Here is a 22,577-nt window from a genome sequence, read left to right on the forward strand (position 1 = left end):
GGTCATCACCCCGCGCGCTTGACCGCGGGGCGCGCGGCCACCGCCTTGAGCCACCGGTCGATGGCGGGGGTCTCGCCCAGCTTGCCTCCGGAGAGGTCCCGCACGCGCCCCAGCCAGCCGGCCGTGGAGCAGAAGGACGGGATGTCCGCGATCGAGTAGTCGCCGCAGATGTACTCCCGCTCCTTCAGACGGCGCTCGAGCACGTTGAACAGCCGGACGGCTTCGGTCGTGAATCGCTCCACGGTTCCCGGCACCTGTTGCGCCAGGTCGGCATAGTGATGCAGCTGGGGCAACGTGCCGCCGATGCCGCCCGTGCCCCAGACCAGCCACGCGATCGCGTCGATGCGGCCGGCGCCAGAAGCGGGCAGGAGCCGCCCGCTCTTCTCGGCCAGGTAGATCAGGATCGCCGCCGTTTCGAACACCGGGACGTCCCCGGAAGCCGTGTGGTCGACGATGGCAGGCACCTTGTTGTTCGGCGAGATGCGCAGGTAGGCGGGATCGAACTGCTCGCCCTTGGTGATGTCCACCGTGCGAGTCTCATAGGCTTCACCCGACTCTTCCAGCATGATCCGCGCCTTGCGGTGGTTCGGCCCCGGGTACGTGTAGAACGTGATCATCCGGCTCTCTCCCTCAGGCGGCGACGGTCTTGGAGTCGATCAGCTCGATCTTGTAGCCGTCCGGGTCCTGCAGGAACGCCAGATGCAGCGTGTCGTTCTTCATCGGGCCCGGATCACGGATGATCTTCGCGCCCTTTTCCTTCAGGTCCGCGCAGGTGGCGTAGATGTCGTCGACCGCGATGGCGATGTGGCCGTAGCCCGTGCCGACCTCATACGGCTTGTCCTGGTCCCAGTTGTGGGTCAGTTCGATGACGGCGTTGTTGATCTCCGGGCCGTAGCCCACGAAGGCGAGCGAGAAGCGCCCTTCGGGATAGTCCTTGCGACGCAGCACCTTCATGCCTAGCAAGCGGGTGTAGAAGTCAAGGGATGCTTCCATGTCCCGGACACGGATCATCGTGTGCATGACACGGTGGTTGGCTTGATGCTTGGTGGTCATTTCGGTCTTCGGCTAATAGTGGGAAAGAGGTTGGCCGGCGCCGATTGCCTGCGGCGCCGGCAACGGGCCGGCTCAGCTCGCGGCGGCCGTGGCCTCGGGGATGGCAGCCTTCTCCTGGGCGCCTGCGGCCTTCTCGGAAGGGGCACTCTCGTGCTGCGCGCGCTCCCGGTCGGCCATGCGCTGGACGATCCTGCGCAGGTGGATGCGCGAGACGTCCGACACGATGTCGATGAGGCCCTTCTCGCCGAGCTCGGCGATGCGCTCCTGCTGCCCTTCGCAGATCAGCTTGTCCTCCAGGAACGCCTTGGAGATGTGTTCCATCAGTTCCTTGGTCGCGACCGGATCGTCCTGGCGATAGCCGTTCGCGGGCGCGTAAAAGTAGAAGCAGCTCGATTCCGTCTCGGGCGTGAGCCCGTGGAAGATGCGCAGCGAGAAGCCGCCGGAGCGGTTGCCGTGCTCGCGCGCACCGGTCCCGGCGTCGACGGCTCCGCTCCACTGCAGCACGTTGCTGGGCGCGACGAACTCGAATTCCTGCCAGCGATCAACGCGTCCCTTGAACGGCACGGCCGCCAGGTACGTGGGGGGAGGAACCGAGTTGAGCATCCAGCGCACGTAGCTCAGGCTGTCTTCCGTCTTGTTGACGTCCATCAGCGCCTCCACGTGCGTGCGCGGATTCCCGCCGATGGTCGAACCATGCACGTAACCCAGGTGAGTCAGGTCCATCAGGTTGTCCACCATCAGCAGGTAGTTCGCCTTGATGTGATAGAAGCCCTGCTCGTGCGGCCAGTTGGCGTGGTCGTCGTTGAAGGGGTAGTCGACGATCTTCGACTCGTCGGCCAGTTCGGGCGCTCCCATCCAGATCCAGACGAACTCGTTCTTCTCGACCACCGGATAGGCGCGGACCTTCGCTCGCGTCGGGATCTTTTCCTGCCCGGGGATGTGGACACACCGGCCACTGCAGTCGTGCACCACCCCGTGGTAGCCGCATTGCAGCCCGCTCTCCACGACAACGCCCATCGACAGGGGCGCTGCACGGTGGCAGCACCTGTCCTCGAGGGCGGCGACCTTCCCCGTGGCGTGGTCGCGGAAGAACACGATGGGTTGGTTGCAGATGCGGCGCCCCATCGGCTTTTCGCGAATTTCGCTGCCCCAGGCGGCGATGTACCACGTGTTCAGAATAAACATGATTCGTTCCTTTCGACTGCTGGGTGGGATCAGGAGCCCTTGCTGTGCTTGGCGATCAGGGCCTTCGCGGCGTCGAGCAACTTCTTGCCGTCGTGCCCGCGCTTGTTCATGTCGGCCACCCACTCTTCTTCGACGCTCGCGGACAGCTTCGTGAATTCGGCCGCGTCGGCAGCCGTCACCGTGTAGATGGTGTTGCCGCGATCCACGGCCGCCTTGCGGCCGATGACATCGCTGTCCTGCGTGGTCTTGCCGAACAACGCCGATGTGGCAATGCCTGAATTGGCATCGATCACCTTCTTCAGGTCGGGCGGCATGGAGTCGTACTTGGCCTGGTTCATCGCCATGACGAACGTGCCGGTGTACAGGGCGGGCGCATTGCGCGGGAACTCCGTCGAGAACTTGGTCAATTCGTGCACCCTGATCGAGGGCACCACGTCCCAGGGCGTCGCCAGACCGTCGATCGTGCCCTTGGACAGTGCGTCGGGGATGGCCGGGAGCGGCATGCCCACCGGGACGGCGCCGTAAGCGCTCAGCAGCTTGGTGACCTGGCGCGTCGGCGCGCGCATCTTCATGCCCCTCAGGTCGGCGTGGGTCTTGATCTGCTTGGTCGAATGGAACACGCCAGGTCCGTGCACGTGAAGCGCCAGCACCTTCGTGTCCTTGAACTCGTCAGGCGCATGGGTATGGATGAACTCCCAGAACGCGCGCGAGGTGGCTACCGCCTCCGTCATCATGAAGGGCAGCTCGAATGCTTCCGAGCGGACGAAGCGGCCGGCGGTGTAGCCGGGGAGCGTCCACACCAGGTCGACGACGCCGTCCCGCACCTGGTCGTACAGCTGCGGCGGCGTGCCGCCGAGCTGCATGGCCGGGTAGCCCTGGAACTTGATCAGTCCGCCCGAATCCTTCTCGACCTTCTCCATCCAGGGCTTGAGCATGATCGTCCAGATGTTGGACGTGGGTGCCATGAAGGTATGGAACTTGAGGATCACCGGCTGCTGGGCAAAGCTGCCCAGCACGGGGGCGCCGAGCGCGACGGCTGCGCCGGTCTTGAGGAAGCTGCGTCGTTGGTACATGGAGTCTCCTTTGAATGGACGGGCGTCGGACGGATCGGGATCAGGACAGGCGGGCGTCAAGCCGCAGCGAGATCGCCGGGAGCACGAACAGCAACGTCGTCCTGATGACGTCGCCGGTGGGGAAGGGCATGACGCTCCGGTAGCTCTGCGTGATCGGCACGTCCTTCGATGGCGCGTCACGCAAACGGTCGGGCCTGCGCGAGCGGGCCTGTTGCGGCCGATGAGGTTGCTGCAAGTGACGCGTTGGCGATACCCCTGCAGGGACCGCGGGCAGCCGCCCCAGCGAATCGATGGTGCTCACGGGCGACCTCCGATGTGGACCTGCCTCAATGTTGATACGCCAACGTTGCAGTAGCAACATCGAGATTGCCCTCTTGACAATCGCGCATGCCGCTCGTCGACGGCGTGAGCCCTTCCGTAGGGCCGGTGTGGACTCGAAGGAGGCGGCGCGTACGTCCGTTTTGGTCGAAAGCGGATGTGACCGGCGGATTGACACTCCGCCGGCTCAAGGGCTCCATTTCACTTCGAGCAGCTCGGACGGCTGATCCGGGTCATCCGCGTCCGTGACCATCCAGAGGCGCCCGTCACCGGCCAGCGCGACGCCCTCGACCTTGGGCGCTCCCGCCAGCTGTTCGCACGCGCGGACTTGCCCCGCCGCGTCCATCCACCCCACGACCGACGCCAGGCATGCGCCATCGCGGTAGGCGTCCGCCGTATCCTCCGCGACCGCCGTGAACACGCATCCAGAGCGTGACCAGCCGGCTGCGTCGGTTATTCCGAACGGGACGCGGTCGTGACTGCCAAGCGAAAACTGCTGAACAGCAATCGGTCGAAGTTGTGCGGTGCACCCGCGCAACCACGCGCGCGTTTGCCGGCGTCGTACGTCAACCGGCTGTTGAGGCTCCGACCGCGATTCGCGCGCTGAAACACGTGGACATGCACTCCGTCGACGTAGCCCGCTTCGAGATTGGGTTCGTCGAAATAGTCGCTTAGGGGTGCGTAGAAACCTGCCGCAGAGACTTCCATTGCGGCGGCGGCCACCTCACCATCCGGATGCAGCTCCACGGCAAAGGCGCGCTCGCGTTGCGGACGGGAGCCGGAGCCGAGCAGTGTCAGCAGATCTCGTCCGCCGGTCAGGACCGCGGGCACGTGAAGCAACACCTCGACGTCAAGTCGCACTCGGCGAGGAACGAGCATCCGGCATTGTGATGCTTCAGTCCAGGAGCAGCCCAGCTGAGGATGGCGCGCGATGAAAGCCGCCTCCGCGCAGTCTTCCTCTCAGGCAAGCGCGGTCGCCTCGATCTCCAGCTGAAAGCCGTAGTGCAGCTTGGGCACGGGCACTACGATGCGCGCCGGGCGCGCGTCGCCACACCAGTCGGCGTAGAGGGCGTTGAATGCCGGCCATTGGTCGATGTCGGTGACGTACACGCGCACCTGCAGCAGCTTGTCCACGGAGCTGCCCGCGGCGTGCAGCGCCGCCCTGACGTTGGCTAGCACCTGGCGGGCCTGCTCCTCGAACGAAGCATCGTTCAGGAGCTGGCCATCCGCGGTCACAGGCAGCTCGCCGGCGACGAACACCAGGCCGGCCGCCCGTACGGCATGGCTGTAGTGGCCGCGTGGGGCGGCAAGATCGGCCGGGACCGCAGGAATCGTGATGTCCGGATGGGGCAAGGCAGCTCCTTCTTCTCAAGCTTGGACGACGGTGCGTCATCGCTGCGCAGATTGGCTACGATGCTACTTCTTCGAGCAGTTTCCCCGGCGGCGCATGCTTGGCATTTCGCATCCCGATGACCTTGAGTGGCAATACAACCCCCGCAAGGCGGTTCCCGACGTTGAAGAATTCGCACGTCGCACAGCCGCGCTAAGCGCCGGCACTCGCCAGCGTCGCCCGGAGGCCCGCCTCGATCTGCGCTACGGGGCAGGCAAGCTCGCCACCTTGGATGTCTTTCCAGCACCTGCGGCCGGTGCGCCGGTCCATGTGTTCCTGCACGGCGGCTACTGGCGCGGCCGCGACAAGAGCGACTACAGCTACGTTGCGGACGCACTGGTGCCGCTGGGCTTGACGACCGTCGTCATGAACTACGACCTGTGCCCGGCGGTGGAACTGCCGGCGATCGTGCGCCAGGTGCGCGATGGCTTGCAGTGGATCCACGCCCATGCGCGGGACTGGGGCGGCGACCCGGCGGCGATCACCGCTTCGGGCCATTCGGCCGGCGCTCACCTGATCGCCGCGGCCTTGCCCAGCGCCGGCGATGCACCCGCCGCCTGGGCGCCACGCGCGGCCGTCCTGGTGAGCGGCATCTACGAACTGGAGCCCGTGCTCTCCGTCAGCGTGAACCAGGAGATCCGGCTGCGAGCGGAGCAGGTCGACGAGTTGAGCCCGATGCGCCATCCGCCTACGCCGGCTGTGCCGCTCGTGCTGGTAGCAGGCGGCGCCGAGCCGAGTTCCTGGGTGAAGCAGTCGCACGACTTCGCGAAGATCTGCACGGCCGGCGGCGGCAGCGCCATCTACGTCGAAATGCCTGGAGCGCACCACTACTCGATCATGAACGCGCTCGAACACGCCCACGCTCCGCTGGCGCGCCTGATTGCCGCTTACGCGCAGGCATACACCTGAACCGCCTTCCACTGCCGAACTGGAGATCGCTGTGACCCACGACAAGCCATCCCTGCGCCGTCGCAAGCTGCTGGCCGCGGCCCCCGCCTTGGCCCTCGCTGGTATCGCCGCGCCCGCGGCTTTCGGCCAAGGCGGCTACCCCAGCAAGCCGATTCGGCTGGTGATTCCCTTTGCCCCCGGCGGCGTCACCGATACCAGCGGCCGTGCAATCGCCGAAGCCCTAAGCAAGCGGTTGGGCCAGCAGGTGGTACCAGACAACCGCCCCGGCGCGTCCGGCAACATCGGCAGCCAGCAGGTAGCCACGGCCGAGCCCGACGGCCATACGCTCCTGGTGGTGCTGGACGGGACCTTCGTTATCAATCCGCATGTCTACGAGAAGGTGGGCTTCGATCCGATGCGCGACTTCGCACCGGTGGGCAAGATCGGCGACTCCACCATCATCCTCGTCGCGAATCCGGGCTTGAAGGCGCGCTCACTGCAGGAGGTGATCGCTGTTTCGAAGTCGCAGGCGGGCGGCCTGGCCTACGGCACCTCGGGAAACGGCAGCATCACCCACATCGCAGGCGAACTTCTGAAGCAGCGCACCGGCGCCAACCTCACCCACGTTCCGTACAAGGGCGGCGGTCCGGCCGTGGCGGACGTGCTGGCAGGCCACATTCCGCTTGCTTTCGCCTCGGCGGCGTCGATCCACGGCCATCTCAAGGCGGGAAAGCTGGTGCCCATCGGCGTACCGAGCGGGAAGCGCTCGCCCCAGTATCCCGACATCCCGACCTTCGTCGAAGGCGGCGTTCCCCGGTTCGACCTCAATTCCTGGGTGGGCATCGTGGCCCCTGCGAAGACTCCCAAGCCCATCCTGGACCGCCTGAACAGTGAGCTGAATGCAGCCCTCAACGATCCTGCCGTTCGAGAGAAGCTGGCGGGCTCGGGCATTGGTGCGGCGCCAGGCACGGCAGAAAGCTTCGCAAACGTGATCCGCACCGAACTCGCAACCTACGGCTCGGTCATAAAGGCCGCGGGGATCAAGCTCGAATAGAGCGCCGGCGCCGTGTCAGGCGCGTTAGCCCGCTTGCTCCCGGTTCGCCCGGGCAATGAGCAGCTTCACCTATGAAAAAGCCGCCCGCAGGCGGCTGTGAGTCTTCCTTTTTCAGGCGCTCAGTTGGTGGGACCGCCGTTGGCAGTGCCGGGACATGTTTGGATTCCTTGCGGGTGGTCCTCGGTCCGGGTCAGCCCGGGATGGGGCTGCTGCTCGGTCCAAATGCTTTCGCCGGGGTGACACGTCGTGCGCCGCGTTGCCGACGTCGTGCGGATCGGGTCTCGACTTCCATGACGAAGACCACCGGCCCATGGTGCGCCTTCGGTCCGCGCATGCTGGAAGATGTTTGGCAACTCTTTGTGCCGAGCCGGCACTCCGTTATGCCGCGCGCACACTGCAGATCGGGCACGCGGCGCGAGTTGACTTGCAAGCCATCCGTCGCTGCGGCTTGCATCTGGCTGGGGTGAGATGGAAAAAAGCCCCTGACCCGCAGGCCAGAGGCTCTTGTCCACTCCCCCCTCAGCCCAAATCGCGCCGGGGATCCTCCAAGGCTTCCGACGCGCCGTCCCGAATTATTCCTGCCGCATCATGCGCCCTGCTCGCAATCCAGGACTCCCGATGCAGAACTATTTGTCCGCCTCAGTTTGCTTCCAGCAACGGCCGGCCCTCGAGCCTCCACATCTGTATCGAAGAAGCGCCTGAACTGCTGCATCTTGGCTATGCCGCCATGCGTCCTCTGGGCGGCGATACCTGCCAGATCAGAGCACGTGGGAGTCGCTCTGTCAGAAGACGATCCGTGCTGCCATTGAGCATGCAAAAGTCGGGGCGGCCGCTCAGGAGCCCGGCTGCAGCGAAGCGACGAAACCCTGCAGGAACTGCTGCAGCTGCGCCTTCATCTTTTCATCCACCATCTCGCCGGATTCATTGAACACCTGCCCAGCGCGCGAGACCTGCAGGCGCCCACCGAACCAGGGCCGCGTGCCCAGTGTGCGAAGTACGGGCAGCCACGCGTTCTGCGCGAGGACGGTGCCGAAGCCGCCCGGCGACGCGCCGATGACCGCAACGGACCGGTTGCCGAACACCCGCGCAATGTCCGTGTTGGGTCGACTCAGCCAATCGATCCCGTTCTTCAGCACGCCCGGGACGCCGTTGTTGTATTCGGGCGTCGCCAGCAACAAGGCATCGCAGTCGACGATCCGCTCCTTCAGCCTCTGCACGGCCGCTGGGATGCCGTCGCGCGCTTCGGCGTCGCCGTCGTAGAGCGGGATGCCGTGCAGCGTGGCGATCTCCAGCGTCGAGCCCGCCGGCATCAGGCCTGCCGCGGCGCGCAGCAGCGCGGTGTTGTACGAGCCGGAGCGCAGGCTGCCGGAGAGTCCGAGGATCGTGGTCATGGAGGTTCCTTCCGGAGCGTTCCCGACGATGATGAGCGGGTCATGGGGTGCTCCGGGCAGGGAAACGATACGCCGCGTCCATCGGCTGAGCTACCCGCGTCGCCACTATCCGCAGGCCCACAACAGGCCAGCGACGTCTGCTTGGGATTCGTCAGCGGACATCGGCGAGATCTGCAGATTTGTCGAACATGCGTGTCCGCCTGCGGTTCATGAGCGACCGCGACATTGGGAAGCCGCCGTCATGTCGTGTAGTCGCCGCTCGCCTCGGGCTGGAACAGCACCTGCAGGACACGTGCGGTCCGATCTTCACCCACTGGTGTTCGCCACCGGGCAATGTCACCCACTTCGAGGCCGAGCAGGCTCGCACCCAATGGCGAGAGCACCGAGATGAAGCCCCGGGCCGGCTCCGCGTCAGCTGGGTAGCACAACGTGACCTTGAAGGGTGCGCTCGGCGGCTCGCCCTGCAGAAGCACTTGTGTGTACATCGTGATCACTGAAGCCGGTATGGCAGGCGACGGCACGAGATAGCTGTCGTCCAGCAGTGACTGGACCGATTGGCTTGCGCCAGGTTCCAGCCGAGCGGCCATGCGCGTGAGCCGCACATGGTCAAGTTTCGTGAGCATGCGCTCGGAGGTCTGGATCTCCATCATCAACTCCTTGAGAAAACAAGGCGCAAACGACGCTCACTGCGCCGGGAGGCGTGCGAAATCGGGCAAGAGCCAGGACGCGGTCGGCGCGCGCGGCTGCATGGGCAGGACCAGCACGTCCGCGGCCGCCGAGCGCAGGACGCGCTGCGCGACACCCCCGCGCAGCGCGTCCACCAGCGCATGACGAGGCCGCTTGCCGACGACCAGCAGGTCGGCGCCGGTCGCGAGCTGCTGCTCGACCACCGCCTGCTCGGCGTTGCCGAACGCGATGGCCGGCTCCGCGTCGTCGCGGCCTCCGGCAGAGGCGATCAGGTCGGCCAGCACGCCGCGCGCGCGGAGGGCGTCGCGCTCGCGTTGTGAGTGGATGACGCGCTCGGGCACGTCGGCCAGCCGCATGGTTTCCTCGTGCGAGGTGTCGAGCACGTGCAGCACCTTCATGCAGGGGTCGCGCGACAGGGCGCGCGCCGCTGCGATCAACGAACACGCGTCGAGGTCCAGTTCCACCGCCGCGAGCACGCGCCGGTAACTCATCTGCGCGGGCGTGCGTGCAAGCAGCACGGGCCGCCGTGCCCGACGCAGCATGCGCAGCACCGGCGAACCGGGCGGCCAGGGTCCGCGGCGGGCGGCAGATGGCAGCACGAGGAGCGATGCGTCGCGCGTCGCCTCCACGCCTTCGTGCTCGCGCGTTCCGGCAATGGCTTGCGAGGAGACCTGCAGATCCAGCTTGCCGCGCACTTCCGAAGCAAGTGAATCCGCAGTCGAGGCGGCCTCGGCGAGGTCGGCGTGCAGGGGGTGCAGGACGATGAGGTGCAACGGCAGGCCGCGGTCGCGCGCGACCAGTGCGCCACGCCAGGCGGCGTTTGCGGCTTCAGGCGAGCCGTCGACGAAGACGGCGATGTGCCTCGTGCCGGCGGTGGCGCGCTGCTGCGCCGGCGCGCGGCGGGCGACCGGCACTTCGACGGAATTGCGGGCGACCATGCGCCCCGCAGAGGTGATGGGAATCAAGGGAGCACTCCTGAGAACAGGCTGCGCACGGCGTGCGCGCAGCACATATCGCGCGGGTGGCGGCCCGGCGATTCAGGTATGCGCTCTCTGGGGGAGGGGTTGAATCGCCGGGCTCAGGAAAGTGCTTCCGTCCGCGACTGCGTGGCGCGGATCGGTGCTGAGCGGGGCAAGATCTTGTTCACGAGGTAAGTTTAATGACGTAGCGGATTCGCTTCAGACATTCGAGAAATGACCGCTCAATCTCTGCCAGATTAGGGGCCGCCGCGGGGCGTTTCGGTGGAAGCGCTTGGGGCACGGTGGCACCTATACCCATGCCGTCACCGCAGCAGCGGCGGCCAGGATGGCTCCCGTCGCGGCGACTACCGCGACGTCCTCGCGACGATCGCCGCTGAGATGGCCAAAGCACGCAGCCCAGATACAGGACGCGCCCAATGCGCTCAGAAGCAGGGCGAGGTCGACTTGGCTCATGACGCCTCCTTTCTTGAGTACGCGAACGGCGAAGAAGAATCCGGACCACAAGAGATTTCGGCGGACTGCTTGATCGACGCAGTCGGGCTCTTCACATCTCGCGCCAAGCTGGCAGCTCCGGTTCGTCTAAGAGGGGGAAAGCGCGCTCGTGCCGTTCGGCGAGCAGCACGGCGCGCGCCGAAAGTTGAGTGGCTGTGCCAGTCGCTGCCGTGCGCTGGCTTAGTGGTCGCGCGTGCGCGATTTCAAAGCGGCTGGCTACGGCACGATGCTGCGGGGGAGAGCCCGGCGATCAGAGCAAGCTGCTGGATCGCCGGGCAGCAAGATGTGCTGTCGGCCGGCGGTGCTGCGTGGCACCACCCGTACGGGTCCACGAGTGCCACGGCGTCGCAAGCCACCGAGACGCGGTGTGCAGGGCCGGGACGTGGAGGAGGAGCGTGTTCACGTCGGCAGTGTAGTCCTTGCGAAGCGGCCGGGCGCTGAACTGGCAAGGGTTTGCGGGGCATTCATGCGCTGCTTGATGCTTGCGCGCAGTTCGTAGACTCGTGCGCGTGAACAGCGACACCGGGGGTGGGGCGTCTCACGGACGCGCGCAGATTCCTACGCCCGGCGACCGTCACCTTCCCTAAGCGCTATCCATCGACCGCCCGGCAGAGACCCAGCGCGGTTGCGAGCCACACGGCGGCGAAGACACGCATCTCTTGGAATCGATTGTCTTGGTTTTCGGGATAGTCAGTTCCGTTTCAGCTGGTTTATCTGCGCAGGTGGAACATTTAAAGTTCTCCCATCGACAACGAGATGTCGATCCAGAACCACTCGATTCATCCCAAAGGAAATCCATCATGAACCGCAAATCCCTCATCGCCCTTGCCTTCGCCGCTTCCGCCACGGCTGCGTTCGCCGACGACATCACCATCGATCCGCACACGTTCGTCTCCACCGCGAGCCGGGCCGAGATCCAGGCCGAGCTCGCCGCCTTCGAAGCGTCCGGCCGCGACCCCTGGGCCCGCCAGTACAACCCGCTGGCCGACTTCGAGAGCCAACGCAGCCGCGAGGAGGTGAAGGCCGAGTACGTGCAGGCACGCGACCGCGTCGCTGCGTTCACCGGCGAGGACAGCGGCTCCGCCTACCTGGCCGGCCAGCCGGACGCCGTCTCGGCCACTACGGTGGCCGGCGACGCGCGCAACCCCAGCTGAGCGCCGACCTCGGCAAGCGAGGCCGCGATGGCCCGCTTGCCCCTGGGCGCATGCCCAATCACTCAAGGAGATCCAGCAATGGCGAAAGTACTCGTCCTCTACCACAGCTTCTACGGCCACATCGAAGCGATGGCCAACGCCGTCGCCGAAGGTGCGCGCCAGGTGGAAGGCACCACGGTTCAGGTCAAGCGCGTGCCGGAGACGATGCCTCAGGACGTGTTCCGCAAGGCGGGCGGCAAGGAGAACCAGGCCGCTGCCGTGGCGCAGCCCGCGGAGCTGGCCGACTACGACGCGATCGTGTTCGGCACGCCCACGCGCTTCGGCAATATGACCGCGCAAATGCGCAACTTCCTGGACCAGACCGGTGGCCTCTGGGCCAGCGGAGCCCTGGTCGGCAAGGTCGGCTCGGTGTTCACCGCCAGCGGCACGCAGCACGGCGGGCAGGAGAGCACCCTCCTGACGTTTCATCCGACGCTGCTGCACCACGGCATGATCGTCGTCGGCCTGCCGTACTCGGAGACGAGGCAGACCGGCCTCGACGAGATCAAGGGCGGCAGCCCCTACGGCGCCTCTACCATCACCGGTGCGCAAGGCGAGCGCATGCCCAGCGAACAGGAATTGGGCATGGCGCAGTTTCAGGGTCGCCACGTCGCGACGATCGCCAGCAAACTGGCGAGCTAGACGCCCCGTCCATTGGGCAACGCTGCCGTCCTGGATCCCCAGCGACGGCAGCCGCGCTCACCCAAAGCCGCACGCAGGACGGCTTCAGGCGGTCTGATTTGAAGCGTGCCGCAACTCCACGTTGGAACCGTGGATGCGCAGCGAACCATCGGCAAGCGCCTCGACCAGGCGCCCATCCTCGAGCCGGTACTCGACGACGCCGGTGGACTCCCAGTGCTCGCCGCCAGGCAGGGCTTGGTTGCGCGCCATTCGGTCGTACGCGCAAACCTTGTGTTCCTGCCGGTCGGTTCCGACCACCTTGAACGACTCGAGGAACTGCAGCTTCAAGTCCATCTTTGACCTCCACAACTCGAACAGCGGATTGCAGGAGAAGTGTCGCCGCACCGCGCGGTCCGCGGACCTTGGCGAAGGAATTCTGGCAACGGATCGCGGGTCTTTGATCCGGCTTGGATCGCCTGGCGATGCACCTCGAAGAGCTCGCTTCCGGATCGCCGCGCACCTCGCGCCTCACGCGTCCCCGTCCACGCGGTGTCACGGTCCCGCGTCCTCGCGATCACCGACTCCAGCCTGGCCGGGGCAGATGTGCTGCTGCTGTGAGCGGCGACATCGCTGACGGAACTCGCCTCTCAGTCCCGCGCTTGCGGCGATGCGCCACTGGCGGGGCCCTGCCTACCTGAAGCCAGGAGATCGCGGCCCTCGGCCGCATCCCGGTACAGGGCTGCGCGAACCAGCATCAGGTACGTCACGGGGGTGGTGACCGCCATGAACACGCCGATCAGAAGGTGGTGAAGGATGAGCCTTCCTTCCATGCCGCTGAAGTGGATGGCGCAGGCGGCCAGCACCAACCCGGTTCCGAGCGTTGCGGCCATCGTCGGCGGATGCACCCGCTCGTAGAAAGTGGGCAGGGTGAGAAGGCCGATGGAGCCGGCCAGCGCGAGCAGGGCGCCGGCGAGGACGAGGATGCCTGCCAGGGTGCTCATTCGATCACCTCTCCACGCAGCAGGAACTTGGCCGCGGCCGCCGTCGAGGCGAAGCCGAGGACGGCAATCACGAATGCGGACTCGAACACGTAAGGGTTGCCGGTGCGCATCCCTTGCGTCAGGACCAGCAGCATCGCCTCCACGTACAGCGTATCCAGGGCGAGAACCCGGTCCTGCGCGCGCGGCCCGAGCGCCAGCCGCACGAAGGCGCACACGATCGCCAGGCCGATCAGGACCTGCGCCGCGAACACCGCGGTTTCGAAGAAGGGGAGGTTCATCCGAATATCTCCATCAGGCGCCGCTCGTAGCGGTCCTTGAACTGCCGTACCCAGGTTTCCTCGTCGGCGAGGTCCAGCACGTGGAGCGTCAGCACGCTGCCGGCTTCGTCATGGCGCGCCCACGACGTTCCCGGAGTCGCGGTGACGATGCAGGCGAGCAGCGCCAGCCCGGCAGGGTCCCGCAGCTCCAGCGGGATCGACAGGAAGCCCGCCACCCGCTCTCGCCCAGGCAGGCCCAGTGCGATGCGCGCAACGGCGATGTTCGAGCGGATGATGTCCAGGAGCACGAGCCAGAGCAGGCCGGCCGCCGGCGCGACGAGCCTGCGGGATCTCCACTTCGCCGGCTGCAGCAGCCTGTACGCCGCGCTTGCGGCCAGGCCGACGACGGCGCCGAGCACGACATGGGCCGGGTCCGTGCTGTCGTTCAGGACCAGCCAGAGCAGCAGAAGGAGCAGCGCGAGGAGGGGGTTGGGCAGCTTCATGGCGCCCGCAGGACCTCCCTGATGTAGGCGTCCGCAGGGTGCAGTGCATCGGCGGCGTTGTGGAGGTAGGCCATCGCCGGCCCGGCGAAGACCGTCAGCGCCAGGCAGGCGGCGATCAGCGCTCCCACGGGGACGATCTCGATGAGGCGCACCCGCGGGACCACGCCGGAACCGCCCCAGAACGCCCGGACGCCGGCGCGTGCCAGCGCGATCACCGAGGCCAGGCCCGAGAGCAGGACGAGGCCCAGGAGGACCCAGGCCCGCGCAGCGATCGCATCGGTGTGGAGGATCGCGGCCATCAGCGAGAACTTGGCCACGAACCCGGCCAGCGGCGGCAGCCCGGCGATCAGCAGCGAGGTGAACGAGAACGCCAGCCCCAGCATCGCCATGCTGGCGGGGATCAGCACGCCCACTGGCTCCTCCGGCTCCTCCTCTTCATCCTGCAGCCCGAATGCGTCGGCCGTCACGGCCAGCACGTTCGCGCCCGGGGTGCGCGAGCGATCGATCAGTTCGACCAGGAGGAACAGGGCGGCGGTCCCCAGCGTGGACGTCAGCAGGTACAGCAGCGCCGGCGCGATGGTCGCCACGCCGCCGACCCCGACGGCAGCCAGCAGCGTTCCGGCGGAAGACAGCAGGCTGAAGCTGGCGATACGGCCGAGGTCCTGCGAGCCGAGCATCCCCACCATCCCGAAGGCGAGCGTGATCATGCCCCCGTAGGCGATCAGGTCGGCGACGGGCAGGCCGCCGAAGACGACGTACGACACACGCAGGACGGCATAGATGCCGACCTTGCTGAGGATGCAGAAGAGCGCGGCCGCCGGCGCGCTGCTGGCTGAATACGTGGCCGGCAGCCAGAAGCCCAGGGGCCACATGCCCGCCTTGACGAGGAAGGCGACGCCCAGCACGGCGGCGCCGACCTCCAGCAGCGGGCGATCGTGCACCGGGATCTGCGGCAGCCGCACCGCGAGGTCGGCCATGTTCAGCGTGCCCGCCATGCCGTACAGCAGGCTCGCCCCGACCAGGAACAGCAGCGATGCGGCCAGGTTGACGACGATGTAGTGCAGCCCGGCGCGCACGCGCAGGATCCCGCCTCCGTGCAGCGCCAGGCCATACGAGGCCGCCAGCAGCAGCTCGAAGAACACGAACAGGTTGAAGAGGTCGCCGGTGAGGAAGGCGCCGCCCAGCCCCGAAAAGAGGAACTGCACCAGCGCATGGAAATGCGGCCCGACCCGGTGCCAGCGGGCCAGCGAGAACAGCAGGGCCGTCAGCCCGAGCACCGCCGTCAGCAGCACCATCACCGCGGCCAGACGGTCCGCGACCAGGACGATGCCCGCCGGCGCCAGCCAGCCACCGAGCGAGTACACGTGCGTGACGGCCGCGTCGGCGCGGACCGCCAGTGCGAGCGCCGCCAGCAGCAGCAGGAGCGTGCTGGCCAAGCTGATCGAGGCCTTCAGGACATGACGCGGCTCGTCGATCACCAGCAGGAACGCTCCCGCGAGCAGCGGCAGCACCACCGGGATCACGACGAGGTGCTGCACCAGCCCGCTCACCGTTCGGGCTCCTGTCCGTCGACGTGGTCGGTGCCCGTCAGGCCGCGAGCGGCCAGCAGCACCACCAGCAGCAATGCCGTGGTGGCGAATGCGATCACGATCGCGGTCAGGACGAGCGCCTGGGGCAGTGGATCGGCGAACCGGGACGGGTCCGTGGCGCCCATCGTCGCGACGATCGGCGCCACGCCGCCCCGCACCCAGCCCATCACGAAGATGAACAGGTTCACCGCGTAGGAGAGCAGCGACAGGCCGACGATGACCTGGAACGTGCGCGGCCGCAGGACCAGCCAGACGCCCGACGCCGTCAGGACCGCGATGCCGAGCGCGACCACGATCTCCATCAGCGCCTTTCCGCGGAGCGGTGCGCTCGGGTCGATTGGTGACCGAGCGAAGTCAGCAGCAGCGCGGAGGCTCCGACCACCAGGAGGAAGACACCGAGGTCGAAGAAGAAGGCGCTGGGCAGGTGCACTTCGCCCAGCAGGGGCAGCGTGAAGTGGGCGAGGTGGGACGTGAGGAACGGGTGGCCGAACAGCCACGAGGCGGCCCCCGTGCCCACGGCCAGGACGAGCCCGAACGTCATCCAGCTCAGGGGCCGGATGGGCAGTCGGTCTTCCGTGCGGCGGGTGCCGCCCGCCATGTACTGCAGGATTAGGCCGATGGCCATGGTGACGCCCGCCGCGAAGCCGCCGCCCGGAAGGTTGTGCCCGCGAAAGAGCAGGTACACCGCCACCACGCCGGCGGCAGGGAACATCCACCGCATGATGACAGCGGGGATCGCGAGGTCCTCGCGCTTGGCGGCCGGCGTCTGCGCCAAGCGCTGGAGGGGCGGCTCGATGCTCTCCGGCGCCGGGCGGAAACGCCGCAGCAAGGCATACACCGTGATGGCCACCACGCCGAGCACGGAGATCTCGCCCAGCGTGTCGAAGCCCCGGAAGTCCACGATGATCACGTTGACGACGTTCGTGCCGCCGCCCAGCGGCCACGCCTTCTCGAGGAAGAACCGCGAGACGGTGCCCTCGGGAAGCGGACGCGTCATGACGGCGTAGGCGATCAGGCCGAGGCCGGTGCCGGAGCAGATCGCCAAGGCGAGATCGCGGGCGCGGCGCGGCAGCGCCTTGCGGGCCGCGGCAGGAGTCCTGGTGTACGGCAGGCGGATGGGGAGCCAGCGCAACCCGAGCAGCAGCAGGATCGTCGTCACGATCTCCACGAGCAGCTGCGTCAGGGCAAGGTCGGGAGCCGACAGCCAGACGAAGGTGAGGCAGACCACCAGGCCCGCCCCGCCGGAGAGCACCAGCGCGACGAACCGGTGGAACTTGGCCTGCCAGGCCGCGCCGACGGCGCATGCCATGCCCACGATCCAGACGAGCACGAACGCCAGGTCCGCTTCGGTGCCGGGCAGCGAACCGAAGGTGGCGCCCGGCCAGGCCAGCCACAATCCCGCCACCAGCGTGAACAGGAGCAGCAGGCCCAGTTGCGGCTGCAGCCTGCGAGTGCCCATCAGCCGTTCGGCTGCGCGCGCCCACCGCCAGGAGATGGCCGCGAGCAGGGCATCGAACACGCGGCGTCCCCGGATGGGCGGCATCAGCGGCGTGCGGTCGTGACCGGCCGCCAGGTGGCGCTGGAGCAGCAGGAAGAGGACGGCGCCGCCGCCAAGCGCGGCCAGGCTCATCATCAGCGGCACCGTCAGGCCGTGCCACACCGCGAGGCTGTAGGGCGGCACCTCGGGGCCGAGGACCGACCTCACCGCGAGGTCCAGTACCGGGCCGATGGTGAACGCCGGAAAGATTCCCACGACAAGGCAGGCCAGCACCAGGAACTCGATCGGCAGGCGCATCCAGCGAGGCGGTTCGTGCGGGACCCGCGGCAGCCCGGCTGCCGGTGGCCCGAAGAACACGCCGTTGATGAACCTCAACGAATAGGCGACGCTGAAGATGCCCCACGCCGTCGCGATGTAGGGCAGGGCGCGGTCGAGCGCCGGGACGGGCCCTTCGGCGCGCAGCGACTCCGCGAAGAACATCTCCTTGGACAGGAAGCCATTGAGGAGCGGGACACCGGCCATCGCAGCGGCTGCCACCATGGCCAGCGTCGCGGTGATGGGCATGTGGCGGTAAAGGCCGGAGAGCCGCCGGATGTCGCGCGTTCCCGCTTCGTGGTCGATGATGCCGGCGGCCATGAAGAGCGAAGCCTTGAACGTCGCATGGTTCATGACGTGGAACACGGCTGCCACCAGCGCCAGCGGACTGTTCAGCCCGAGCAGAGCCGTCATCAGGCCGAGATGGCTCACGGTGGAATAGGCGAGCAGTCCCTTGAGGTCGTGCTGGAAGATGGCGGCATACGCGCCGAGGACGAGCGTGGCCAGGCCCGCCGTGCCGATGACCCACATCCACGCGTCGGTGCCCGCCAATGCCGGCCAGAGCCGCACCAGGAGGAAGATCCCAAGCTTGACCATCGCCGCCGAATGCAGGTACGCAGACACCGGGGTCGGCGCAGCCATCGCCTGGGGGAGCCAGAAGTGGAACGGGAACTGCGCGGACTTCGTGAGGGCGCCCGCCGCCACGAGCAGCAGTGCAGGCAGGTACAGCGAGTGGGCCCTGATCCGATCGGCCGCGGCCAGCACCGCGTCGAGGTCGTAGCTGCTGGCGATGCGGCCCAGGATCAGGACGCCTGCGAACAGGCACAGCCCGCCGGCCGAGGTGATGATGAGCGACATGCGCGCGCCGTCGCGCGCCGGCGCGTTGTGGTGCCAGTAGCCGATGAGCAGGAACGAGAGGATGCTGGTCAGCTCCCAGAAGAACACCAGCTGGAACAGGTTCCCCGACAGCACCACGCCGAGCATGGCGCCCATGAAGGCGAGGAAGAAAGCGTAGAACCGAGCGACGGGGTCCTGCGGCGACATGTAGTAGCGCGCGTACAGCACGACGAGCAGGCCGATGCCCGTGACCAGCATGCAGAACATCCAGGACAGCCCGTCCATGCGCAACGTGAAGTCCAGTCCCGCGGCGGGCACCCACGGTGCCTGCAGGCGCAGCACCGCACCGGCGTTCACGCCCTCGTGCAGTACGGAAGTGACGACGAGCGCGGCCAACGAAGCCGCCACCGCGATCCACACGGCGGCCCCGCGCCTTCGGGCCGGAAGCACCAGCGCGGCGGCGCTGCCCACGAAAGGCAGCAGCAGGAGGGCGATCAGGAATGCTTCATCAGGCATGTTGCGCGGGCAAGGCAGGGCACCATGCGTTCAGAGCTTATCTGAGTGCATGGCGTGACGCTTCACGCGGCGCAGTACACCAAGCCCCAACCTTGCTCCCGCGCGACGAGGGCCGCCCTTCGCGCGGCCTTGTTGCTGCCGGTCGAGCGCGTGCTGATCACCAGCACTTCACTCACTCGCGTGCAGTCGAGCTCGGTCAAGGTGCGTTCATCGTGGGTTGCGTATCCAGGTTAATCCTCCGAGTGGTTCATCCGGGTGACAGCCGGTTCGTCAGCGAACAGCGCGCGGTAGAAGTTGGGCAGCGCGAACAGCCCGTCGTGCACCTGCGGGTTGTAGTAGCGCAGGTCGGTGATCGCCCTGCGCCGCAAGCGCTCGGCCAGCTCGAACGGCGACAGCGAGAGCGTGTCCAGGTCGTCGGACGCGACGGCCATGCCCCAGTAGGCCCCGTACAGCGGGATGTGCAGTCCGTAGGGCGACACGATCCGGAACGTGCGACGCAGCGAGCGAAGCAGCGAACGAACCTGCTCACCCTCGAAGAACGGCGCGCCGAGGTGGAGCACCACCGCGCCTCCAGGGGCCAGGATGTGCTTGAGCCGGCCCATGAAGTTCTGCGTGTACATGGGGCCGGCTGGCGTCTCGGGATCGGTGAGGTCCAGAAACACCAGGTCAAACGTTTCCTCGGTCTCGTTGACGAAGCGATCGCCGTCCTCGCACAGGATCTGCACGCGCGGGTCGTCGAGCGCGCCACGATGGATGCTGGCGAGCTCGCGTCGCGCCACCCCGATCACCTCGGCGTCCAGCTCGACCAGTGTGACGTGCCGCACCGAGCCGTGTTTGAGCAGCTCCTCGGCGGCGCCACCGTCGCCTCCGCCCAGGATCAGGGCGCGTTCGGGAAACGGATGGACCAGCGCGACCGGGTGGACCAGTGCCTCGTGATAGAAGAACTCGTCGGCCTCGGAGGTCATGAAGCGGCCGTCGAGGCGCAGAGTGCGCCCGAGCTGGGAGGACTCCAGCAGTTCGAGCCGCTGGTAGGGGGTGCGCGTGAAGAGCAGCCGGCGCTGGAAACGAAAGCCATACACGCTTTCGCCATTCAGCGCTTCAAGGACAACCTCATCCGGATCGCCCGCCGCCGCATCGGGCCTGCCGCGGCGCAGTTGCTGCCGTCGCGAGCGCCCGGGCTGGAATGCATGCTCGAGCGCCGACATCAGTTCTCGTGCCTTGCCGGAGTTGTCCCCGGTGAAGTTGCAGACGTACACGTCGAGGGTGACGCCGCCGACTTCCGGCCAGGTGTGCACGGCGAGATGCGACTCGGCCAGCAGCAGCATGCCGGTCACTCCGCCGGGAGAACCCGCATGGTCGGGGAACTTGTGCCAGCGCTGCGCGACGATCGTCAGACCGGCGCCGATGGTGAGCGACGCGCACAGGTCGGCCAGCCGGGCGCGGTCGGTGAGCAGGGCGGGATCGCAGCGGCAGCCGTGCAGGTCCGCTGTCAGGTGCAGTCCTTCCATCAGAGGCATCCTTTGCGCAATGGGCCTTCACGGTCCGGCAGCGGCAGCATCAACACGTCGGCGCTGCCCTCGCTGATCACCCGGTGGCAGACGCCATCCGCGAGCAGCTGGCCCAGGATCGACCCCTTTTGCTTGCCCACGACCACGAGTTGCGAGCGGCTGGCGCGCGCGACCTCCAGCACCCGCATGGCGGGGTGGCCGAAGGAAACCAGCGCCGCGGCGCGCTCCAACGCTCCTGCCCCCGCGATCAGGCGATTGAGTTCTCGATAAGCGTCGCTGGACCTGCGCTGGCGCTGCATCCGCAGCGAATGTTCCGGCGCATCGGCGATCCGCAGCGTCTGTTCCTGGGACGTGCCCAGGACATGCATGACGCGGATGCGCGGGTCGCGCGAGATCCGTTGGGCTGCTCCGATCAGGGCGGCGGCGGCGTCGTCGAGCGTCACCGGAACCAGCACCCGCCGGTAGCGGGCGGACGCGGGGCGCCGCACGACGAGCGTGGGCATGAACACCGAGCGGAAGAGCCTCTCGGCCGCCGTGCCGAACAGGCATTCGGTGAACGCGTTGCCGCGCTCGTAGGGCAGCACCACGAGACCGGGCGGCGGGGCGAGACCCGCCAGCAGCTCGCGTACGTCCCCCTGCGCCGCATTGCCGGCAGCGGCGACGCCCAGCCGGTGCTGTGCCTGGCGGGCGAGGCGGCCGGCGCGCGCCCGTGCTGATGGCAGGTCCTCCCCGGCATTCACTTGCAGCAAGTGCATCGGCATGCCCAGGTCACGGGCGATCAGCGCGGCGCGCCAGACCGCGTTGATGCCGTCCAGTGTCGTGTCCGACAGCACGACCACGCAGCGGCCTGCGAGGAACGGCGACTGCGCGTCGTCGGGCGCAGGCGGGGCCACGGGATCATGGCGGATGGGATGGAAGAGCTCGAGCGTCTGCCCGGAAAGAGGAATGGCACCCACGACGCACTCCTGGTGAGAGGGTCTCGCCTGCCGCGGGCAGGCGCACCGGCGCGGGGTGGGCCCGGCGATTCAGGTTGCGCGTTGCTGGGAGTGAATCGCCGGGCTCAGGAAAGTGCTGTCGGCTGCGGGGTCCGCTGGGATTCCATGTCCACGAGCACCGCATGGCGCCCGCCTGCCTGACGCGACGCGCAAGCACGCGGGCGGATGGCGAAGGAGAGGGAGGGCGTCGTGTTCACGGGGTCAGTGTAGGCTGGCCCGGCAGATTTGTTCCACGCGCCGGGAAAGACCTGTCGTTCCTTGCCAGATTTGGCTGTTCCGGTTTGCAGTGGCCGATACTCACGTCGTGATGAATTTCGCCATCGCCGTCGATCGAGCAGCATCCGCGCGCGCACTCTTCATGCTGCGCGCGTGGGACGGCCTGCGTCCGGCCATTGCGCCGGCGGCGCGGATTCAGCACCGAACCGCCGCACATCCCTGAGCCCGACGGTCGGCCCTTCACCCCTCAAGCGCTGACTTTCGACCGCCGGGCAAGAACCCCGCGCGAACGTGCCGCTCGTCAAGGCGAGCGGCGTGGGCGCTGCATGGCAGACCGTCGACGATGCGGGCCGACCGGCCGTCGAGGGCGTGCGTGCATGCGCCGCTGGCGATTGCTTCATGGACTTCACGAGGAACTTCATCCGGGCCAAGAGCCCGTGTGCCGACGGCCTGCGTTGGTACTTGCGCCACCATGACCAGCTGGGCGGCTACCAGCAGATCCTCGACGCGCTGGTGGAAGCCGGCCGGATCGACGATGCCTGCTGGCTGCTCGATCAGCTTGGCCCGACCAACACGCTGCTGGAGGTCGACTTCCTGCAGGCCGACGCAGTGGTCTTCGCGGGAACGATCAGGGCACGAGGTGGCATCGAAGCAAGTGGCCTGCTTCGCGCGGGGCGCTCGATTTTCAGCGACGGCGGGATCGTCGCCGGATCGGACATCGTCGCGGGCGACGAAGTGCGCTCGCGCGGCGCTGTCCGGGCATCGCGCGACCTGGCGGCGAAAGGCGGGCTGCGAGCACGCTGGATCGTCGTCGGAGGTGGGATCGTCAGCGCGAGCGCGCGCCCATGCAACCTGGTCAGCGGTTCCTGGTGCGGCGCCGGCGCTTCTCGCCCGGCCTGAGGAGGGCAGCATGCACGCTTGTCTTGCACCCTCCGGCTTTCCGCCGGCACGCCCGTTCGCCGAGCTTCGCATCGACGTCCTGCTTCCGCCCTGGGGCGTCGAGTCCGAACTGAGGCG

At 67.5% G+C, this 22,577-nt stretch carries 26 protein-coding genes and 1 pseudogene; 6 read left to right on the forward strand and 21 right to left on the reverse strand.

Annotated features, from left to right (window positions below; all coding sequences use genetic code 11):
• Nucleotides 1-5 precede the first annotated feature (5 nt).
• The 7 genes and pseudogenes from EZ313_RS03165 to EZ313_RS03200 form a co-directional block, all read right to left on the reverse strand.
• Entirely contained in the window at nt 6-617 is a 612-nt protein-coding gene (locus EZ313_RS03165; RefSeq protein ID WP_135261759.1) for a glutathione S-transferase family protein, read from the reverse strand.
• A gap of 13 nt (nt 618-630) precedes the next feature.
• On the reverse strand, nt 631-1,053 hold the full coding sequence (gene gloA / locus EZ313_RS03170) for a lactoylglutathione lyase (protein ID WP_135261760.1): 423 nt from the start codon (nt 1,051-1,053) through the stop codon (nt 631-633).
• Nucleotides 1,054-1,125: 72 nt separating this feature from the next.
• Nucleotides 1,126-2,238 (reverse strand): aromatic ring-hydroxylating oxygenase subunit alpha, encoded by a 1,113-nt coding sequence (locus EZ313_RS03175; protein WP_135261761.1) that lies wholly within the window; start codon nt 2,236-2,238, stop codon nt 1,126-1,128.
• A 29-nt stretch (nt 2,239-2,267) separates the two neighbouring features.
• Nucleotides 2,268-3,311, reverse strand: a complete 1,044-nt coding sequence (locus EZ313_RS03180; RefSeq protein WP_135261762.1) for a TRAP transporter substrate-binding protein — start codon at nt 3,309-3,311, stop codon at nt 2,268-2,270.
• Nucleotides 3,312-3,351: 40 nt separating this feature from the next.
• Nucleotides 3,352-3,612, reverse strand: coding sequence for a hypothetical protein (locus EZ313_RS03185; RefSeq protein WP_135261763.1), 261 nt, complete (start codon nt 3,610-3,612; stop codon nt 3,352-3,354).
• Nucleotides 3,613-3,816: 204 nt separating this feature from the next.
• A pseudogene (locus tag EZ313_RS23780) lies at nt 3,817-4,508 on the reverse strand (DUF6910 family protein).
• A gap of 81 nt (nt 4,509-4,589) precedes the next feature.
• Nucleotides 4,590-4,982 (reverse strand): RidA family protein, encoded by a 393-nt coding sequence (locus tag EZ313_RS03200; RefSeq protein WP_135261766.1) that lies wholly within the window; start codon nt 4,980-4,982, stop codon nt 4,590-4,592.
• A 265-nt stretch (nt 4,983-5,247) separates the two neighbouring features.
• On the opposite strand from EZ313_RS03200, the gene EZ313_RS03205 reads away from it, so the two are divergent.
• Together EZ313_RS03205 and EZ313_RS03210 are read left to right on the forward strand one after the other, a co-directional pair.
• Nucleotides 5,248-5,928: an alpha/beta hydrolase gene (locus tag EZ313_RS03205; protein WP_240788516.1), complete on the forward strand. Its 681-nt coding sequence runs from the start codon at nt 5,248-5,250 to the stop codon at nt 5,926-5,928.
• Between the two features lie 31 nt (nt 5,929-5,959).
• Entirely contained in the window at nt 5,960-6,961 is a 1,002-nt protein-coding gene (locus tag EZ313_RS03210; RefSeq protein ID WP_135261767.1) for a Bug family tripartite tricarboxylate transporter substrate binding protein, read from the forward strand.
• An 833-nt stretch (nt 6,962-7,794) separates the two neighbouring features.
• On the opposite strand, the gene EZ313_RS03215 is transcribed toward EZ313_RS03210, so the two are convergent.
• From EZ313_RS03215 to EZ313_RS23165, 4 genes are all read right to left on the reverse strand, one after another.
• A complete protein-coding gene (locus EZ313_RS03215; protein WP_135261768.1) occupies nt 7,795-8,352 on the reverse strand; it encodes an NADPH-dependent FMN reductase in 558 nt (185 codons plus the stop codon).
• Nucleotides 8,353-8,591: 239 nt separating this feature from the next.
• On the reverse strand, nt 8,592-8,999 hold the full coding sequence (locus EZ313_RS03220) for a GreA/GreB family elongation factor (protein ID WP_135261769.1): 408 nt from the start codon (nt 8,997-8,999) through the stop codon (nt 8,592-8,594).
• Nucleotides 9,000-9,035: 36 nt separating this feature from the next.
• Nucleotides 9,036-10,004, reverse strand: a complete 969-nt coding sequence (locus EZ313_RS03225) for a universal stress protein (RefSeq protein WP_135261770.1) — start codon at nt 10,002-10,004, stop codon at nt 9,036-9,038.
• Nucleotides 10,005-10,307: 303 nt separating this feature from the next.
• The gene (locus tag EZ313_RS23165) at nt 10,308-10,472 is read right to left on the reverse strand and encodes a hypothetical protein (RefSeq protein WP_167772485.1); all 165 of its coding nucleotides are present in this window, start codon (nt 10,470-10,472) and stop codon (nt 10,308-10,310) included.
• A gap of 839 nt (nt 10,473-11,311) precedes the next feature.
• Here EZ313_RS23165 and EZ313_RS03230 point away from each other — a divergent pair.
• Nucleotides 11,312-11,665 carry a DUF4148 domain-containing protein gene (locus EZ313_RS03230; RefSeq protein ID WP_135261771.1) on the forward strand — a complete coding sequence of 118 codons (354 nt, stop codon included), beginning with the start codon at nt 11,312-11,314 and terminating at the stop codon, nt 11,663-11,665.
• 78 nt (nt 11,666-11,743) lie between these two features.
• On the forward strand, nt 11,744-12,346 hold the full coding sequence (gene wrbA, locus EZ313_RS03235; protein WP_135261772.1) for an NAD(P)H:quinone oxidoreductase: 603 nt from the start codon (nt 11,744-11,746) through the stop codon (nt 12,344-12,346).
• 84 nt (nt 12,347-12,430) lie between these two features.
• Here the strand turns inward: wrbA and EZ313_RS03240 are convergent, their stop codons facing one another.
• The 10 genes from EZ313_RS03240 to EZ313_RS03280 form a co-directional block, all read right to left on the reverse strand.
• A complete protein-coding gene (locus EZ313_RS03240) occupies nt 12,431-12,679 on the reverse strand; it encodes a hypothetical protein (RefSeq protein ID WP_135261773.1) in 249 nt (82 codons plus the stop codon).
• A gap of 293 nt (nt 12,680-12,972) precedes the next feature.
• Nucleotides 12,973-13,326, reverse strand: a complete 354-nt coding sequence (gene mnhG / locus EZ313_RS03245) for a monovalent cation/H(+) antiporter subunit G (RefSeq protein WP_135261774.1) — start codon at nt 13,324-13,326, stop codon at nt 12,973-12,975.
• Nucleotides 13,323-13,604, reverse strand: coding sequence for a K+/H+ antiporter subunit F (locus EZ313_RS03250; protein ID WP_135261775.1), 282 nt, complete (start codon nt 13,602-13,604; stop codon nt 13,323-13,325). Before EZ313_RS03250 ends, mnhG begins: the two co-directional genes overlap by 4 nt.
• On the reverse strand, nt 13,601-14,086 hold the full coding sequence (locus EZ313_RS03255; RefSeq protein WP_135261776.1) for a Na+/H+ antiporter subunit E: 486 nt from the start codon (nt 14,084-14,086) through the stop codon (nt 13,601-13,603). The genes EZ313_RS03250 and EZ313_RS03255 overlap by 4 nt, the downstream gene beginning before the upstream one ends.
• Nucleotides 14,083-15,636, reverse strand: coding sequence for a monovalent cation/H+ antiporter subunit D (locus EZ313_RS03260; protein WP_135261777.1), 1,554 nt, complete (start codon nt 15,634-15,636; stop codon nt 14,083-14,085). Before EZ313_RS03260 ends, EZ313_RS03255 begins: the two co-directional genes overlap by 4 nt.
• Nucleotides 15,633-15,977, reverse strand: coding sequence for a Na+/H+ antiporter subunit C (locus EZ313_RS03265; RefSeq protein WP_135261778.1), 345 nt, complete (start codon nt 15,975-15,977; stop codon nt 15,633-15,635). The genes EZ313_RS03260 and EZ313_RS03265 overlap by 4 nt, the downstream gene beginning before the upstream one ends.
• Nucleotides 15,977-18,841, reverse strand: coding sequence for a monovalent cation/H+ antiporter subunit A (locus EZ313_RS03270; RefSeq protein ID WP_135261779.1), 2,865 nt, complete (start codon nt 18,839-18,841; stop codon nt 15,977-15,979). The genes EZ313_RS03265 and EZ313_RS03270 overlap by 1 nt, the downstream gene beginning before the upstream one ends.
• Before the next feature lie 62 nt (nt 18,842-18,903).
• Entirely contained in the window at nt 18,904-19,041 is a 138-nt protein-coding gene (locus tag EZ313_RS23170) for a hypothetical protein (RefSeq protein ID WP_167772486.1), read from the reverse strand.
• Nucleotides 19,042-19,071: 30 nt separating this feature from the next.
• On the reverse strand, nt 19,072-20,349 hold the full coding sequence (gene speE, locus EZ313_RS03275; protein ID WP_135261780.1) for a polyamine aminopropyltransferase: 1,278 nt from the start codon (nt 20,347-20,349) through the stop codon (nt 19,072-19,074).
• Complete coding sequence (locus tag EZ313_RS03280; RefSeq protein WP_135261781.1) at nt 20,349-21,305, reverse strand: universal stress protein; 957 nt, start codon at nt 21,303-21,305, stop codon at nt 20,349-20,351. Before EZ313_RS03280 ends, speE begins: the two co-directional genes overlap by 1 nt.
• 346 nt (nt 21,306-21,651) lie before the next feature.
• Here EZ313_RS03280 and EZ313_RS23685 point away from each other — a divergent pair, with 346 nt between their 5' ends.
• Nucleotides 21,652-21,783, forward strand: coding sequence for a hypothetical protein (locus EZ313_RS23685; protein WP_276606939.1), 132 nt, complete (start codon nt 21,652-21,654; stop codon nt 21,781-21,783).
• Between the two features lie 68 nt (nt 21,784-21,851).
• Complete coding sequence (locus tag EZ313_RS03285; RefSeq protein WP_135261782.1) at nt 21,852-22,460, forward strand: hypothetical protein; 609 nt, start codon at nt 21,852-21,854, stop codon at nt 22,458-22,460.
• The last annotated feature ends 117 nt before the right edge of the window (nt 22,461-22,577 follow it).

Origin of the sequence: Ramlibacter henchirensis, from assembly GCF_004682015.1 — a bacterium.
Lineage (GTDB): Bacteria > Pseudomonadota > Gammaproteobacteria > Burkholderiales > Burkholderiaceae_C > Ramlibacter > Ramlibacter henchirensis.

Excerpts from the sequence above, each read along its gene's own strand:
- EZ313_RS03165 (WP_135261759.1), bottom strand. The coding sequence starts at position 617 with ATGATCACGTTCTACACGTACCCGGGGCCGAACCACCGCAAGGCGCGG.
- gloA (WP_135261760.1), bottom strand. The coding sequence starts at position 1,053 with ATGACCACCAAGCATCAAGCCAACCACCGTGTCATGCACACGATGATC.
- EZ313_RS03175 (WP_135261761.1), bottom strand. The coding sequence starts at position 2,238 with ATGTTTATTCTGAACACGTGGTACATCGCCGCCTGGGGCAGCGAAATT.
- EZ313_RS03180 (WP_135261762.1), bottom strand. The coding sequence starts at position 3,311 with ATGTACCAACGACGCAGCTTCCTCAAGACCGGCGCAGCCGTCGCGCTC.
- EZ313_RS03215 (WP_135261768.1), bottom strand. The coding sequence starts at position 8,352 with ATGACCACGATCCTCGGACTCTCCGGCAGCCTGCGCTCCGGCTCGTAC.
- EZ313_RS03220 (WP_135261769.1), bottom strand. The coding sequence starts at position 8,999 with ATGGAGATCCAGACCTCCGAGCGCATGCTCACGAAACTTGACCATGTG.
- EZ313_RS23165 (WP_167772485.1), bottom strand. The coding sequence starts at position 10,472 with ATGAGCCAAGTCGACCTCGCCCTGCTTCTGAGCGCATTGGGCGCGTCC.
- EZ313_RS03230 (WP_135261771.1), top strand. The coding sequence starts at position 11,312 with ATGAACCGCAAATCCCTCATCGCCCTTGCCTTCGCCGCTTCCGCCACG.
- wrbA (WP_135261772.1), top strand. The coding sequence starts at position 11,744 with ATGGCGAAAGTACTCGTCCTCTACCACAGCTTCTACGGCCACATCGAA.
- EZ313_RS03240 (WP_135261773.1), bottom strand. The coding sequence starts at position 12,679 with ATGGACTTGAAGCTGCAGTTCCTCGAGTCGTTCAAGGTGGTCGGAACC.
- mnhG (WP_135261774.1), bottom strand. The coding sequence starts at position 13,326 with ATGAGCACCCTGGCAGGCATCCTCGTCCTCGCCGGCGCCCTGCTCGCG.
- EZ313_RS03250 (WP_135261775.1), bottom strand. The coding sequence starts at position 13,604 with ATGAACCTCCCCTTCTTCGAAACCGCGGTGTTCGCGGCGCAGGTCCTG.
- EZ313_RS03255 (WP_135261776.1), bottom strand. The coding sequence starts at position 14,086 with ATGAAGCTGCCCAACCCCCTCCTCGCGCTGCTCCTTCTGCTGCTCTGG.
- EZ313_RS03265 (WP_135261778.1), bottom strand. The coding sequence starts at position 15,977 with ATGGAGATCGTGGTCGCGCTCGGCATCGCGGTCCTGACGGCGTCGGGC.
- EZ313_RS03270 (WP_135261779.1), bottom strand. The coding sequence starts at position 18,841 with ATGCCTGATGAAGCATTCCTGATCGCCCTCCTGCTGCTGCCTTTCGTG.
- speE (WP_135261780.1), bottom strand. The coding sequence starts at position 20,349 with ATGGAAGGACTGCACCTGACAGCGGACCTGCACGGCTGCCGCTGCGAT.
- EZ313_RS23685 (WP_276606939.1), top strand. The coding sequence starts at position 21,652 with ATGAATTTCGCCATCGCCGTCGATCGAGCAGCATCCGCGCGCGCACTC.